Source organism: Bradyrhizobium sp. NP1, assembly GCF_030378205.1.
Lineage (GTDB): Bacteria > Pseudomonadota > Alphaproteobacteria > Rhizobiales > Xanthobacteraceae > Bradyrhizobium.
In genome coordinates this window covers 1,872,223-1,885,067 of the sequence record NZ_CP127385.1, presented here as the reverse complement: position 1 = coordinate 1,885,067, position 12,845 = coordinate 1,872,223, and the positions used below count along the sequence as shown (strand labels likewise).

Here is a 12,845-nt window from a genome sequence, read left to right as displayed (position 1 = left end):
CGACCGGGAACTACATTTTCGGTCTGGCGCCATAGAGTGCGGTTATGGCGCTGAACCTTCACCTCTTGCGCCTGTTCGCGACCGTGGTGCGCACCGGCAGCTTTTCGCGCGCCGCGGAAGCCTTGCGGATCAGCCAGCCGGCGGTCTCGAAGGGCGTGCGGGATTTCGAATTGCAGGTCGGCTGCCGCCTGCTGGATCGGACATCGCGAGGGGTCGTGCCGACGCGCGAGGGCAAGGCGCTGGTGCGGCACGCCGAGAGCCTGTTTGCCGCCGAGCGCGCCGCCGAGGACGAGCTGCTGGCGTTGCGCAGCCTCGACAGCGGCTCGCTCCGGATCGGCGCGAGCACCACGATCGCGACCTACATGGTCGCCGACTATCTCGGCCTGTTTCATCGCCAGTTTCCGGGCATCGAACTGCACCTCGTCATCGCCAACACCCGCGGCGTCGCCGACCTGATGCTGGCGCACGAGATCGACATCGCGCTTGTCGAAGGGCCGGTCGAAGACAAGGAGTTGCGCTGCGAAGCCTGGCGCACCGACGTGATGGGCCTCATTGTCGGCGCCCAGCACCGATGGGCTTCGGCCCGATCGATCGACGGTGTCGCGCTGAAGGAGGAGACCCTGATCGTGCGCGAGCCCGGATCGGGATCGCGCGAGGTGGTCGCGCAGGCGCTAATCGACGCCGGCATCGAACCGAAGACGCTGGAGATCGGCAGCACCGAAGCGATCAAGCAGGCGGTTGCCGCCGGCCTCGGGGTTTCGATCGTGTCGACGGCGACCGTCGGCGATCAGCTCAAGCTCGGCCGTCTGAAATCCGTGGCGATCCGCGATCTCGCGATCGAGCGCACGCTGTGGCAATTGAAGGTGCCGGACCGGATCGACAGTCCGGCCGCGCGCGCGTTCGAAAAGATCATCCGGCAATGACGGCGTTCTGCCGGACGGGTTGCGCAAGGGCGGGCTCACGCAGTTCCCGCCCCAGCGTTTCCGGAAGCATCGCGAGTGCAACGAGAATGAACAGATAGGCCGTGACCGTGAAGATACCGATCGCCATGCCGAGGCCCATGGCCTGGCCGAGATAGCCGATGGTCGCGGGAAACAGCGCACCGATGGCGCGCCCGGCATTGTAGGAGAAACCCTGGTTGGTCGCCCTGATGTTGGTCGGAAACAGCTCGGTCAGGTAGGCGCCCATCGGCGCGAAGAGCCCATTGGCAAAGAAGCCGAGCGGAAAGCCCAGCAACAGCATCACCGAGTCCGTGATCGGAGCCAGCATGTAGACCACGACCACGAGGCCCGCGCACAACGCCATCAGCAGGAACGTGCGCTTGCGGCCGATCGTGTCGGCAAGCCAGGCGCAGGCGATGAAGCCGCAGAACGCGCCTATGATGACGAAGGCCAGATAGCCGGACGAGCCGAGCACGGTCAGCTTCTTCTCGGTCCGCAGGAAGGTCGGCAGCCAGGTGTTGACGGTGTAGTAGCCGCCTTGCGCGCCCGTCGTCAGCAGCGAGGTCAGCACGGTGAGGCGGATGTTCTCGCGCGAAAAGATCTGCAATAGCTTCGCAGGCGCGCCGTCCTTGTCGGCGGCCCGCGACTTCTCGAAGATTTCGGGCTCATCGACGAAGCGGCGGATGTAGACGACGAGCAGCGCCGGCAATAGTCCGGTCCAGAACAGCACGCGCCAGGCGATCTCCTGCGGCAGAAGCGAGAACACAATCGCAAAGACCAGGGTCGCACCACCCCAGCCGACCGCCCAGCCGCTCTGCACCACGCCGACCGCCCGGCCGCGATATTTCGACTGAATGACCTCGCCGATCAGCACCGCGCCGGCGGCCCATTCGCCGCCGAAACCGAGGCCCTGGAGCGCGCGCACGACAAAGAACTGCCCGAACGTGTTGCAGAAGCCCGCCAGGAACGTGAAGAACGCAAACCACAGAATGGTGATCTGCAGCACCCTCACCCGTCCGTATTTGTCGGCCAGCGTTCCGGCGAACCAGCCGCCGACCGCGGACAACAGCAGCGCCGATGTCGCCAGCACGCCTGCTTGCGGCAACGTGAAATTCAGGGTGGCGAGCAGCGTCGGGATGACGAGCGCGTAGAGATTGACGTCAAAGGAGTCCAGCGCCCAGCCGCCGAAGCATGCGTAAAGCGTTCGCCGCTCGTTGTGCTTCAGGTCCCCCAGAAATGTAGCCACGTTGCTCTCCCCCGATTGATCTCTTGCTTGTTTGATGCCGCGCCCCGGATCCATTTCGGCCGGGACCTCGGCTGGCCCGGATTTTCCGGCCTGGTTTCAGCCCTCGCTGCGCCGACCCCTCATCCGGCTCCGGTGAAGGCAATGGGCTGATCAATGAACACTTCATACTTCTGGGATTTGGGCTTGCTCTTGTCTTCCTCGTAGACGTAGCGGATCGAGCTTTGCCCCAGCAGAGCGCGAGGCAGGATCATCGCGCGGATAAACCGGCTCGGCCGATGCATGTCCGCCTGCGCGAACACGCTGTCGGGACCGGTTTCGAACCATGCGCCGCCGGGCCCGTACGACGTCGAGCGGCCGTGCGTGTCGATGCGGATTGCGCCTTCGATCATGCAGCGAATTCCCGGACCTTGATGCCGGTGCGTGAGCGCCGTTCCGCCGGGCGGGAACGCGACGCTGTCGCCGCGAAACAGCAGGTCGCCTGCCGGGATCGTATCCAGAATTGCGGACAGCTTGGTTCGGGTGACGACGTCGACGGCATCCGGTTGCGCCGCCTCTCCGTGCGAGAGCTCCCAGCGCCAGACCGCGGCACCTTCCGCACCCGCGGTGCAGGTGACGTCGCTCTCGCCGAACCACGCCGCGCCGCTCTGCAACGTGCGCCCGTCGATCGCCATCGAACCGTGCACGATGAAGAGCATGCGCGTGCCGGCGGGAAGATCGGCAACCGCGGCGCCGCGGTAGATATCCTCGAACAGGCCAAGACGTGGTGGCACGATGCTCCTCCGTTTGCGTCGATTTGAGCGCGGCGCTTCCTTGTTGTCGTAACGAGACTTGTCCCGATCTTGCGCCGTTTGGCTTTACCCACGCGTCCGCCGACTTACCAATCCGTCCGATTTTTCCGGCTGGATCGGACGGGCGGCTTCTGGCTATGGTCGGCGTGCCGGGAGGGCGAGGCATGCTCAAACAGGAAATCCGGGCGTTCCAGGGCCGCTTCGGGCGCGCGGTTCTGTTTGACACCAACACGCCGGTCGTCGAACACGCGCACTCGCAATGCCATGTGCTGATCAAATGCGGCGGGGCCGACGGCCACTACTATGTCTGCGACGAGCGCGCACCGTTTCGCGACGACACGATCGTGCTGGTCAATCCCTGGATGCCGCATCGCAACCCGCGGCGCGCCGGCGGTCCGGCGAGCCGCGTGCTGGCGCTCTACGTGGAGACGGTCTGGCTGTCCGAGCGCTCGGCGGACGTGACCTCCGGGCGGCTGAAGCCTTTCGCAAGGCCGTCGGCCCCCATCTCCACCCTGATCCGCTCGCTTGCCGACCATCTTGCCGCGACGATGATCTCGGGCGACAGCTCCGAGGTCCGCCTCGAGGAAATTCTCTATGACCTGATCGACCAGACGCTTTCCAGCTACGCGACCGGCAAGGCGCGAAGCGACCTTCCCCGCTCCACGACCACGCTCGACTACCGTATCCGCCGCGCGATCGCGCATATGCGCGATCACATCTCGAAGGAAGTCGAGATGTCCGACCTGGCGCAGATTGCGGGCCTGTCGCGCTCCCGCTTCTTCGAGCTGTTCCGTTCCTGTACCGGCGTATCGCCGCGCCTCTACATGGACGCGCTTTGCATCGATGTCGCGGCACGAACGCTCGCGAGCACCACGCATCCGCTGACGGAGATCGCAAGACGTCTCGGGTTCTCGGCCCCCGGACACTTTTCCCGGTTCTTCCAGCAGCACACCAGCGTCAGTCCCAGCGACTATCGCAAGGCAGCGGCCGCCTTGCGGCAAAACGGCGGGATTCCGATCCTCGATGCCACCAGGAACGAAGCCCCCTACTGACGCATGCTTTTGCCACAGCATCGTCAGCTTCGCGATCGGTTCGAGGCAGAGCTGACGTTTCCGAGGTGGTTATTGCCGCTGGGCCACGCGCAGCCTGCGGTTGGCCGGTGACGGCAATGCCGTCGCCACCTTGAGGTCGTACCAGAACTTGGAATCGCGCGCCGACTGGATCTTCAGCCAGTGATAGTCGGTGGTTTGCCAGGGCCGTACCGCTTCGGTCAAATTGTCCAACACCAGATCGCCTCTTGTCGTCGAGACGAGCAGCACAAGATGGCCGACTTCCGATGCGGTCCTGACCACGGCCAGTCTCAGGGCTTTGGCCGGCAGCCCGCTACGGATAAGCTCGTGACGCTTGGTGACGGCGTAATCGTTGCAGTCTCCCGCGCTTGGCGCAATCGTCCAGCGATCCCCGAGATTTGCGCCGTAGTGCTTGGCAAGGGGAACGATGGCGGCATTGACGGCATGATTGACGCGGCCGAGCAGCTCCAGGTTCTCCCTGGTGAGATGGATACTGTCGTCCTCGCTGGGATCCGACTTGCACTCGGCCGGATAGCGAAGGCAAAAACGAACGTGCTGAAACGGCGCGAGGCTCGGCGAAGCTTCGACGAGCACGGCTCGAACGGGGAGATCGTTGGACGGACGATCTCGCGCGAGCGCTATGCCCGCGAGCGGCCCGGCAGCGACAACCAAAGTCAGCGACGCAACGACACAGCAACGTTTTCTATGCACGCTGAACGCTCTCTTTTCAGACCAGGATTTCTTCAGATCGGAATTCACGGGAGAGGCCGGTCATCGGCGGCGCTCCTTGCCGACTCCGATGCAGGTTGTGATACCGTCCGTTTCGTGGGCCGCAACGCTGCAGGGCCGTGGCGCGACCGTCACCGTCGACACGCCATCAGGTCCCGCTATCGCCAGTCCGACCGTCGATAGTCCGGCCTGCTCGTCTGCGATGCCGTGAAGAGTTTCCGGCGCGGTCGAACGTTCGGACGCTTGATCTGCCTTGCTCAAGGCTTCCGGCGAGATGCCGCCGGCCTGCCCTAATCCCACACCTGCACTACCGATCTCGCCTGTGGTGGTCGTGGCCTGTGGAATTCCGGGCGTGTTGCTGCGGTTTTCCGGCGCGCTGATCCCGACGGCGTTCAACCTGGGATTGCCGGCGCCCGCCGATCCGTTGCCCTGAGGATTGCTCGACCCGGGGCTGCCGCCCCCTACCTGCCCGGCGGGAGGGCCCCCGCCGACGGATCCCGCCGGTGCTCCACCGCCTACGCCAGCGCTGCCGGTGCCCGCCGCCCCCACCCCGGCCCCGAGGCCACCGCCGCCACGGCCTCCGGCGAGCGCAAGTCCCATCGGCAGGGCCGATAGCAGCAACGCGAATGTCAAGATCCTCGGATTGCGGATGACCATGACGCATTCCTTTCCGATTTGACGCGGGAGGATTACTGCGCAGACACCGATTGACACGCGAGTGAATGCCGAACGCGGAGTCCAGCAGAAAGGTTCCCTGCTTACTGAGGAGGCCGAAATGTTCTGCGACTTGCTCCCATCCACTATGTAGGGGCCCACCGGCCCCGGGGCGCGTTGATTTTTGTCAAGCGACGTTGTGGCTTGAGTGGATGCAAGAAACGGACCTGGGCCGGCGTCATCCGCAATGGCCGATCGATCAACTTTGCTCCTGTTCTCGTGACGGCGGACGCGTTGCGCGCAATGCAGCTTTCTCTTTGCCGGTGCAGGAGAATTTCCTGCGCCGGCGCGGATTGATGCGATCGTTATCTGCCGGGACGATCGGGTATTCCGACACAGGTTGTTGACCCGTCAGTTCCGTGCGCCGCTATTCCACAAGGCACGGCCTTGACCGTCACCGTGGAGATTCCATCCGGACCAGAAATGTTCAGCCCTGGCCCCACGCTGGAATGCAGCAGCGGGCCGCTCGAATAGGGGGCGGATCGGCCGGCAGCGACGTATACGACAATATAACCGCCTGGAATCGCTTCGCTTGCACCGGAGATCACATTGGCGGCGGAGCCCTGTCGCGCCGTTACCGTGTCCGACGGCCGAGCGGCAGCGCGAGCGGATGACGGGATCGTCAATAGCGGCAGCAATGCTGCCATGGCGGCGAGCAAAGCCGTTGCCGATCTGCGACCGGCGGTTGCACGGGACGACATGTTGCACCTTTCTTCGGCATTGGGCGATCACTGATGAAGGCGACTTTATGGACGCCATGCGAGGGCCTGAATGCCCGTGGTGATCGTCTCCATGCTCCGGCGTCTCGATATCCATCGTGACGCCCTCGTTCTGCCGGGAATTCCAGACGATGAATGCGCCGGCCGTGCCGTCGACGCCCAAGCCCAAAGCTCGCTCGGCCAAACGATCTCAGTAAAACGGGTGGACCGATCCGGTCGCCGACATGAAACGCCCGGCCGGAAACAGGTGTCTGGCGCTCCCGGTGTTGCCGGATGGAATGGCTTCGAGACGTAAAAGCGCTGCACCTCAGCCGTGATACGCAAACAGCTCGATCGGATCGTTGAAGCCCCGCACCGGATATTCGCCGACGCGTTCGAGATCGAAATCGCTTTCGACGAGGTCGGCGAAGTCGCGGGACAGCAGCACCGTTCTTCCCAATTGTTTGGTGAGTGTTTCGAGACGCGAAGCCATGTTGACCGCAGGACCGATGACCGTGAAGTCGAGCCGGGTGCGCGACCCGATATTGCCGTACATGACGTCTCCGACGTGGACGCCGATGCCATAATTCAGCGGTGCACGACCGGTTTCGCTGTTCTTTTCGTTCAGGGCGACCATGGCCTGACGGGCTTCGGCCACGGCATGCAACAGATTCGCGCAGGCCGACGGCTGGCTGAGCGGAAAAATGGCGAGCAGACCGTCGCCGATGAATTTCAGTATTTCCCCGCCATGTCGCGCGATCGGCTCCGACATCGCGTCGAAATAGCCGTTCAGAAGATCAATGACGTCATCGCGCGGCCAGTTGTCGGAGATCCGGGTGAAATCGCGCAGATCGCAGATCATGATGGCGGCGCGTACCGTCGCCCCGCTTCCGCGCCTGGTGGCGCCGGCCAGAATGAGCTCGCCGGCATGCGACCCGACATAGGTTTCGAGCAGCGTTCGCGCCAGCCGGTTCTTGATACGGATTTCGCTGACCAGCGCCAGAGCCGGCATCAGTTTCAACAGGCTGGCGATATGAGCGTCGTCGAAACCTCCGGGCCGATCGGTTGCAAAGGTCGCGATATGCCGCTTGCCGAGCGTATGATGCATCGGCCACGCCACATAGTCGGTTAGGCCTTTCGCCCGCATCTCGTCATAGATGGCGTGCTGGCGGCCCAGCGAAGGATCGCGTTCGAGATTCTCGCGCACCTCGGTGGCACCGTTATGGATTTCGTTGACGGGGCTGTCGATGTATTCGGATCGCTCCCTGACATCGTAGTCAACTCTCGCAAGCTCGGCCTCGTGCATCCCGTCGGCCCACATGATCCGGGCGCCAAGCCACTGCGGATGGTGGATCAGGAAATGAAGCGACGCCCGCTTGACGGGAATACCCGCCCGCTGGAGCCGGATACACAGCTCGGTGAGAATATTGTCAATGAAGCGCTCATCGCGCGTGTCGTTTGTCAGCCAGTGCACGACGTCGTCGTCAGAATGCGCGGTGACGGGATCGATGTTTGGCGGCGCGTTCATGTCTTGCTCCCGAGTAGTGCCCCGGATCGATGCTACGGGATATGTCGTGTCCCCGCCCCACCGCGTCAATGGAGCCCGCCACAATCTGGTTGCGCGCATCGGGTTGTCGATGGGTTGCCGCGTGTCCGGCGCGAAGGGAATTCAAGGGTTTTCGAGACACACGTTCGTCACTTCATCGAGGAAACCCGCGCAAGTAACGGAGATCCACCCGTAGCTCAGCTCGATGGAGCGCCAGCCTCCGAGGGTGGAGGCCACGCGCGGCGCAGTGCCGGCTCACTCCGGCAGAACGGCGTGCGCCTGGATTTCGATCTTGGCGCGATCCTCCATCAACGCCACCACCTGCACGGCCGCCATGGCCGGGAAATTGCGTCCCATCGTGTCGCGCCAGGCCTGACCGATCGCACTCAAACTGCGCAGGTAGTCCGACTTGTCGACGAGATACCACGTCATCGACGTGACATGCTCCGGGCCGGCGCCGGCCTCCGCCAGAACGGCGACGACGTTCTCGAGCGCCTGCCGTGTCTGGTCGGCAAGATCGTCGCTCTCGAAGACGCAATCGCCGTTCCAGCCGATCTGGCCGGCGACGAAGATATGGCGTCCGCTCGCCGCGACCCCATTCGCATAACCCTTGGGTTTGGCCCAGCCCTCAGGCTGCAGAATGGCTAGCATCGGTGTTCTCCGTGATGAATTGCGAAAGCCCGGCGCGAATGTCGTCCGGCCAGGGAATGGCCTTGTGCGATGATAGCGCAGTGAGGACGACGGTCTGGCGAGCCGACCACAGATCCTCGCCGCGCGCCCGCACCTGGTAGCGAAGTTCGGCGGAGCTGCGGCCCAGGCGCATGACCGCGACGGACCAGTCGAGCCGGTCTCCGTGGAAACCGGGTCGCGCAAATTCGACTTCCAGCCGCACCGTTGGCGTCCCCATCCCGCGCTCGCTGATCAAGCGGGTGAAGGGCGCGCCTGCGGCGGCGAACAATTCTTCGAGCACGCCGGCGAGCATGTCGAGATAGGACGGGAAATAGGCGATACCCGAAGGATCGCAATCCCCGAACCGCAGTGGTCGTGAGGTCTCGAGTGCTGGCATATCCAACCTCAATTGCTGAAGGCCGCGATTCCGGTGATCGCGCGACCAACGATGAGGGCATGGATATCGTGCGTGCCCTCATAGGTGTTGACGACCTCCAGATTGACGAGATGGCGCGCGACGCCGAATTCGTCGGAAATGCCGTTGCCGCCCAGCATGTCACGCGCCGTTCGTGCGATATCGAGCGCCTTGCCGCATGAATTCCGCTTGACGATCGAGGTCAACTCGACCGGCGGATGCCCGTCCTCCTTCATGCGGCCGAGCCGCAGGCAACCTTGAAGGCCGAGCGAGATGTCGGTTGCCATGTCGGCGAGCTTCTTCTGAATGAGCTGGTTGGCCGCGAGCGGACGGCCGAACTGCTTGCGATCGAGCACATATTGGCGCGCGGTTGCGTAGCAGGCCTCCGCTGCGCCGAGCGCGCCCCAGGCAATGCCGAAGCGCGCGGAATTGAGACAGGTGAACGGCCCCTTCAATCCCTTCACGCCCGGCATCAGGTTTTCATCGGGGACGAAGACGTTGTCGAGAACGATCTCGCCCGTAATCGAGGCGCGCAGGCCGACCTTGCCATGGATGGCCGGGGCCGAGAGGCCCTTCCACCCCTTTTCCAGAATGAAGCCGCGGATCACGCCATCCTCGGTCTTGGCCCAGACCAGGAAGACGTCGGCGATCGGGGCATTGCTGATCCAGGTCTTGGCGCCGGTGAGGCTGTAGCCGCCATCGACCTTGCGCGCGCGCGTGATCATCGAGCCCGGGTCGGATCCGTGGTTCGGCTCGGTCAGGCCGAAACAGCCGATCCATTCTCCGCTCGCGAGCCTGGGCAGATATTTGCGCTTCTGCGCGTCGCTGCCGAAAGTCTCGATCGGAACCATCACAAGCGAGGACTGCACGCTCATCATCGAGCGATAACCGGAATCGACGCGTTCGACCTCGCGCGCGATGAGGCCATAGGCGACATAGTTGAGTCCCGCGCCGCCATACTCCGGAGAGATTGTCGGTCCGAGCAAGCCGAGCTCTCCCATCTCACGGAAGATTGCAGGGTCGGTCTGCTCCTGGCGAAACGCCTGCAGCACGCGAGGCGCCAGCTTTTCCTGGCAATAGGCGCGTGCCGTCTCCTGGATCAGCCGCTCCTCCTCGGACAGTTGATCCTCGATCCGGAAGGGATCGGCCCAATCGAAACCTTGCGACGCGGAGTGAGTCCTGTCGGTCATGTGATTTATCCTTCAAACGGCCTTGAACGTTTCCCGGGCGACAATCAATTTCTGGACTTCGGTTGCGCCTTCGTAGATGCGCAACGCGCGAATCTCCCGGTACAGCCTTTCGACCATCTCGCCGGATTTGACGCCTCGCCCGCCGAACATCTGGACGGCACGGTCGATCACTTGTTGGGCCGTCTCGGTGGCCGCCATCTTCGCCATGGCGGCTTGCTTCGTGGTCGGCAGGCCCTGCACGTCGCGGCGCCACGCCGCGCGATAGGTCAGCAACGCCGCGGCGTCGACGCCGGTCGCCATATCGCCGATCGCAGCCTGCGTCAGTTGCAAATCCCCGAGCGTCGCGCCGAACATCTTGCGCTGGCGAGCATGTGCAGTCGCTTCGTCCAGCGCGCGCCGCGCGAAGCCGAGAGATGCAGCGGCGACGGAGGCGCGGAATATGTCAAGCGTGCGCATCGCGAGCTTGAAGCCCTCACCCGGCGCGCCGAGCAGACGATCGGCCGGGAGGCGGCAATTCTCGAATCGCAGCGTCGCCAGCGGATGCGGTGCGATCACGTCGATGCGCTCAGCGATCGAGAAGCCGGGATCGTCGGGATAAACGACAAAGGCCGACAAGCCCCGCGCGCCCGGTGCTTCGCCCGTTCGGGCAAAGACACAGTAGACGTCGGCGATTCCGCCATTCGATATCCAGGTCTTTTCGCCGTCGAGCACGAAAACGTCGCCCTCGCGGCGCGCGGCGCACGTCATCGCCGCGACGTCGGAGCCCGCGTCCCTCTCCGACAAGGCGAAAGCCGCGAGCCACTGTCCCGCGCGCACCTTCGGTAAAACGGTTCGACGGATTCCTGGCGAACCTGCAAGGCCGATGGCCCCGGAGCCGAGCCCCTGCATCGCGAATGCGAAATCGGCGAGACCGTCGTGCCACGCGAGTGTTTCGCGGGCGAGGCAGGCCTTGCGAGAATCAATTGTCGAGGCGTCTCCGTCGGGCGCTGCGACGCAGGCATCGAGCAATCCGGCCTCGCCGAGCGCCGCCGCAATCTTGCGGCACGCATCGTCGACATCGGAATGATCGATCGCAGCCATCGCTCCCGAGGCCGCGAATGCGTCGAGCCGTTCCACGTAAGCGCGATGCCCTTTGCCGAAGAACGGCCAGTCGAGATGCTCGCGCGTCGGACCGCGAAGCGTGGAGGCGCCTGTCATGTTCAGTTCCCCTCGAAAATGGGCTTGCGCCTGGCCGCAAACGCCTCGAACGCGCGGCGGAAATCGCCGGTCGCCATGCAGATGGCCTGGGCCTGCGCCTCGGACTCGATCATCTCGTCGATGCCCATGGCCCATTCCTGGTTCATCATGGTCTTGGTCACGCCATGCGCGAACCAGGGCCCATCCGCGAGTGAACGGGCGACGTCGGCAGCCTTGCCTTCGATGACGTCCGCGGAATGCAAGGCGTTGTAAAATCCCCAGGCCTGGCCCTCCTGCGCCGTCATCGCGCGGCCGGAATACAAGAGTTCGGCAGCACGGCCCTGGCCTATGATGCGCGGCAGGATTCCGCAGGCCCCCATATCCGCCCCGGCAAGGCCGACGCGGGTGAACAGAAACGCGGTCTTGGCCTCAGGCGTCGCATAGCGCAGGTCTGACGCCATCGCGAGAATGGCGCCGGCGCCGGCGCAAATGCCGTCGACCGCGGCAATGATCTGCTGGGGGCATTTGCGCATGGCCTTGACGAGATCGCCGGTCATCCGCGTGAATGCGAGGAGGTCGGGCATCGACATGCGCGTCAGCGGTTCGATGATCTCGAAGACGTCACCGCCGGAGCAGAAATTTCCGCCCTCCCCGGCCAGCACGACCGCACGCACATCCGATGCATAGGCCAGATCGCGAAACAAGTCGCGCAGTTCGGCGTAGCTGTCGAAGGTCAGGGGGTTCTTCTTGTCGGGACGATTGAGGCGGATGGTGGCGACGCGGCCGTCATCGCTCGTCTCCCACAGGAAGTGACGCGCCTTGTAATCCTTGAAAGGGCGCAGGGCGCCGCGCATTGCCGACATTTGTTCGCTCATCCCGCCATTACCTCTCCACCTGCGATCGGCAGCGCCTGTCCGGTGATGGAGCCGGCGCCTTCCGATGCGAGCCACAGCACCGCATCCGCGATTTCCTTTGGATCGATCAGCCGGCCCTGCGGGTTGTTGCGCGCAAGATCCGCGCGCGCCTGGTCGGCCGTGCGACCGGTCTTGGCCACGATATTGGCGATCGCGGCTTGCACGAGCGGCGTATCGGTAAAGCCGGGGCAGATCGCATTGACCGTTATCCCGGTTCGCGCCAGCTCCAGCGCCAATGCCCGCGTGAGCCCGATGACGCCGTGCTTGGCCGCGCAGTAGGCGGAGACATAGGCGTAGCCCTTGAGGCCCGCCGTCGAGGCTATATTGACGATCCGCGCGCCGGCGCCCCGTGCTTTGAGATCGGGCAGGACGGCCTGCGTCACCAGGAACACGCCGGTCAAATCGACATTGATGACACGCGACCAGAGGTCGAGATCCGTCTTGTCGAACGGCGCGCTCGGCGCCTCGCCCGCATTGTTCACGAGAACGTCGACGGGCCCGAACGCCGCGCGGGCTTCTGCCAGGCCGCGCTCGATCGCTTGCGGGCTGGTCACGTCGAAACCGTCTACGGCAAGCGCATTGCCCGTCGGCAAATTGGCTGCGAGCGCGTGCAGCGGCGCACGCCGCCGGCCCGCAAGTGTGACGCGCGCGCCAGCGCCTGCCAGACCGGCCGCGATCGCGGCGCCAATGCCGCTGCCAGCGCCGGTGACGAGGGCGTGCCGCCCCATAAGATTGGCTGAGCCGCTCAT

General features: G+C 64.3%; 14 protein-coding genes. 3 read left to right on the top strand and 11 right to left on the bottom strand.

Annotated features, from left to right (window positions below; genetic code table 11):
* Positions 1–44 precede the first annotated feature (44 nt).
* Positions 45–923 carry a LysR family transcriptional regulator gene (locus QOU61_RS09040; protein WP_289657758.1) on the top strand — a complete coding sequence of 293 codons (879 nt, stop codon included), beginning with the start codon at positions 45–47 and terminating at the stop codon, positions 921–923.
* Here the strand turns inward: QOU61_RS09040 and QOU61_RS09035 are convergent.
* Positions 910–2,241: an MFS transporter gene (locus tag QOU61_RS09035; protein ID WP_289657757.1), complete on the bottom strand. Its 1,332-nt coding sequence runs from the start codon at positions 2,239–2,241 to the stop codon at positions 910–912. The two genes, QOU61_RS09040 and QOU61_RS09035, sit on opposite strands and share 14 nt — an antisense overlap.
* A gap of 65 nt (positions 2,242–2,306) precedes the next feature.
* A complete protein-coding gene (locus QOU61_RS09030) occupies positions 2,307–2,882 on the bottom strand; it encodes a cupin domain-containing protein (RefSeq protein ID WP_289657756.1) in 576 nt (191 codons plus the stop codon).
* Between the two features lie 257 nt (positions 2,883–3,139).
* Here QOU61_RS09030 and QOU61_RS09025 point away from each other — a divergent pair, with 257 nt between their 5' ends.
* Positions 3,140–4,027: a helix-turn-helix domain-containing protein gene (locus QOU61_RS09025; protein ID WP_289657755.1), complete on the top strand. Its 888-nt coding sequence runs from the start codon at positions 3,140–3,142 to the stop codon at positions 4,025–4,027.
* 69 nt (positions 4,028–4,096) lie between these two features.
* Here the strand turns inward: QOU61_RS09025 and QOU61_RS09020 are convergent, their stop codons facing one another.
* Together QOU61_RS09020 and QOU61_RS09015 are read right to left on the bottom strand one after the other, a co-directional pair.
* A complete protein-coding gene (locus QOU61_RS09020) occupies positions 4,097–4,804 on the bottom strand; it encodes a transglutaminase-like cysteine peptidase (protein ID WP_289657754.1) in 708 nt (235 codons plus the stop codon).
* A 12-nt stretch (positions 4,805–4,816) separates the two neighbouring features.
* Positions 4,817–5,431 (bottom strand): hypothetical protein, encoded by a 615-nt coding sequence (locus QOU61_RS09015; RefSeq protein WP_289657753.1) that lies wholly within the window; start codon positions 5,429–5,431, stop codon positions 4,817–4,819.
* Positions 5,432–6,259: 828 nt separating this feature from the next.
* Here QOU61_RS09015 and QOU61_RS09010 point away from each other — a divergent pair.
* Positions 6,260–6,502, top strand: a complete 243-nt coding sequence (locus QOU61_RS09010; RefSeq protein WP_289657752.1) for a hypothetical protein — start codon at positions 6,260–6,262, stop codon at positions 6,500–6,502.
* 12 nt (positions 6,503–6,514) lie between these two features.
* On the opposite strand, the gene QOU61_RS09005 is transcribed toward QOU61_RS09010, so the two are convergent.
* From QOU61_RS09005 to QOU61_RS08975, 7 genes are all read right to left on the bottom strand, one after another.
* Positions 6,515–7,714, bottom strand: a complete 1,200-nt coding sequence (locus tag QOU61_RS09005; RefSeq protein ID WP_289657751.1) for an adenylate/guanylate cyclase domain-containing protein — start codon at positions 7,712–7,714, stop codon at positions 6,515–6,517.
* A gap of 273 nt (positions 7,715–7,987) precedes the next feature.
* Entirely contained in the window at positions 7,988–8,383 is a 396-nt protein-coding gene (locus QOU61_RS09000) for a RidA family protein (protein ID WP_289657750.1), read from the bottom strand.
* Positions 8,361–8,798, bottom strand: coding sequence for an acyl-CoA thioesterase (locus QOU61_RS08995; RefSeq protein ID WP_289657749.1), 438 nt, complete (start codon positions 8,796–8,798; stop codon positions 8,361–8,363). Before QOU61_RS08995 ends, QOU61_RS09000 begins: the two co-directional genes overlap by 23 nt.
* 8 nt (positions 8,799–8,806) lie before the next feature.
* A complete protein-coding gene (locus QOU61_RS08990) occupies positions 8,807–10,006 on the bottom strand; it encodes an acyl-CoA dehydrogenase (protein WP_289657748.1) in 1,200 nt (399 codons plus the stop codon).
* A 12-nt stretch (positions 10,007–10,018) separates the two neighbouring features.
* Entirely contained in the window at positions 10,019–11,203 is a 1,185-nt protein-coding gene (locus tag QOU61_RS08985; protein ID WP_289657747.1) for an acyl-CoA dehydrogenase family protein, read from the bottom strand.
* Between the two features lie 2 nt (positions 11,204–11,205).
* Complete coding sequence (locus tag QOU61_RS08980) at positions 11,206–12,057, bottom strand: enoyl-CoA hydratase family protein (RefSeq protein ID WP_289657746.1); 852 nt, start codon at positions 12,055–12,057, stop codon at positions 11,206–11,208.
* Entirely contained in the window at positions 12,054–12,845 is a 792-nt protein-coding gene (locus tag QOU61_RS08975; RefSeq protein ID WP_289657745.1) for an SDR family NAD(P)-dependent oxidoreductase, read from the bottom strand. The genes QOU61_RS08980 and QOU61_RS08975 overlap by 4 nt, the downstream gene beginning before the upstream one ends.

Excerpts from the sequence above, each read along its gene's own strand:
- QOU61_RS09040 (WP_289657758.1), top strand. The coding sequence starts at position 45 with ATGGCGCTGAACCTTCACCTCTTGCGCCTGTTCGCGACCGTGGTGCGC.
- QOU61_RS09035 (WP_289657757.1), bottom strand. The coding sequence starts at position 2,241 with ATGGATCCGGGGCGCGGCATCAAACAAGCAAGAGATCAATCGGGGGAG.
- QOU61_RS09030 (WP_289657756.1), bottom strand. The coding sequence starts at position 2,882 with ATGCTCTTCATCGTGCACGGTTCGATGGCGATCGACGGGCGCACGTTG.
- QOU61_RS09025 (WP_289657755.1), top strand. The coding sequence starts at position 3,140 with ATGCTCAAACAGGAAATCCGGGCGTTCCAGGGCCGCTTCGGGCGCGCG.
- QOU61_RS09015 (WP_289657753.1), bottom strand. The coding sequence starts at position 5,431 with ATGGTCATCCGCAATCCGAGGATCTTGACATTCGCGTTGCTGCTATCG.
- QOU61_RS09010 (WP_289657752.1), top strand. The coding sequence starts at position 6,260 with ATGCCCGTGGTGATCGTCTCCATGCTCCGGCGTCTCGATATCCATCGT.
- QOU61_RS09005 (WP_289657751.1), bottom strand. The coding sequence starts at position 7,714 with ATGAACGCGCCGCCAAACATCGATCCCGTCACCGCGCATTCTGACGAC.
- QOU61_RS09000 (WP_289657750.1), bottom strand. The coding sequence starts at position 8,383 with ATGCTAGCCATTCTGCAGCCTGAGGGCTGGGCCAAACCCAAGGGTTAT.
- QOU61_RS08995 (WP_289657749.1), bottom strand. The coding sequence starts at position 8,798 with ATGCCAGCACTCGAGACCTCACGACCACTGCGGTTCGGGGATTGCGAT.
- QOU61_RS08990 (WP_289657748.1), bottom strand. The coding sequence starts at position 10,006 with ATGACCGACAGGACTCACTCCGCGTCGCAAGGTTTCGATTGGGCCGAT.
- QOU61_RS08985 (WP_289657747.1), bottom strand. The coding sequence starts at position 11,203 with ATGACAGGCGCCTCCACGCTTCGCGGTCCGACGCGCGAGCATCTCGAC.
- QOU61_RS08980 (WP_289657746.1), bottom strand. The coding sequence starts at position 12,057 with ATGAGCGAACAAATGTCGGCAATGCGCGGCGCCCTGCGCCCTTTCAAG.
- QOU61_RS08975 (WP_289657745.1), bottom strand. The coding sequence starts at position 12,845 with ATGAGCGGCTCAGCCAATCTTATGGGGCGGCACGCCCTCGTCACCGGC.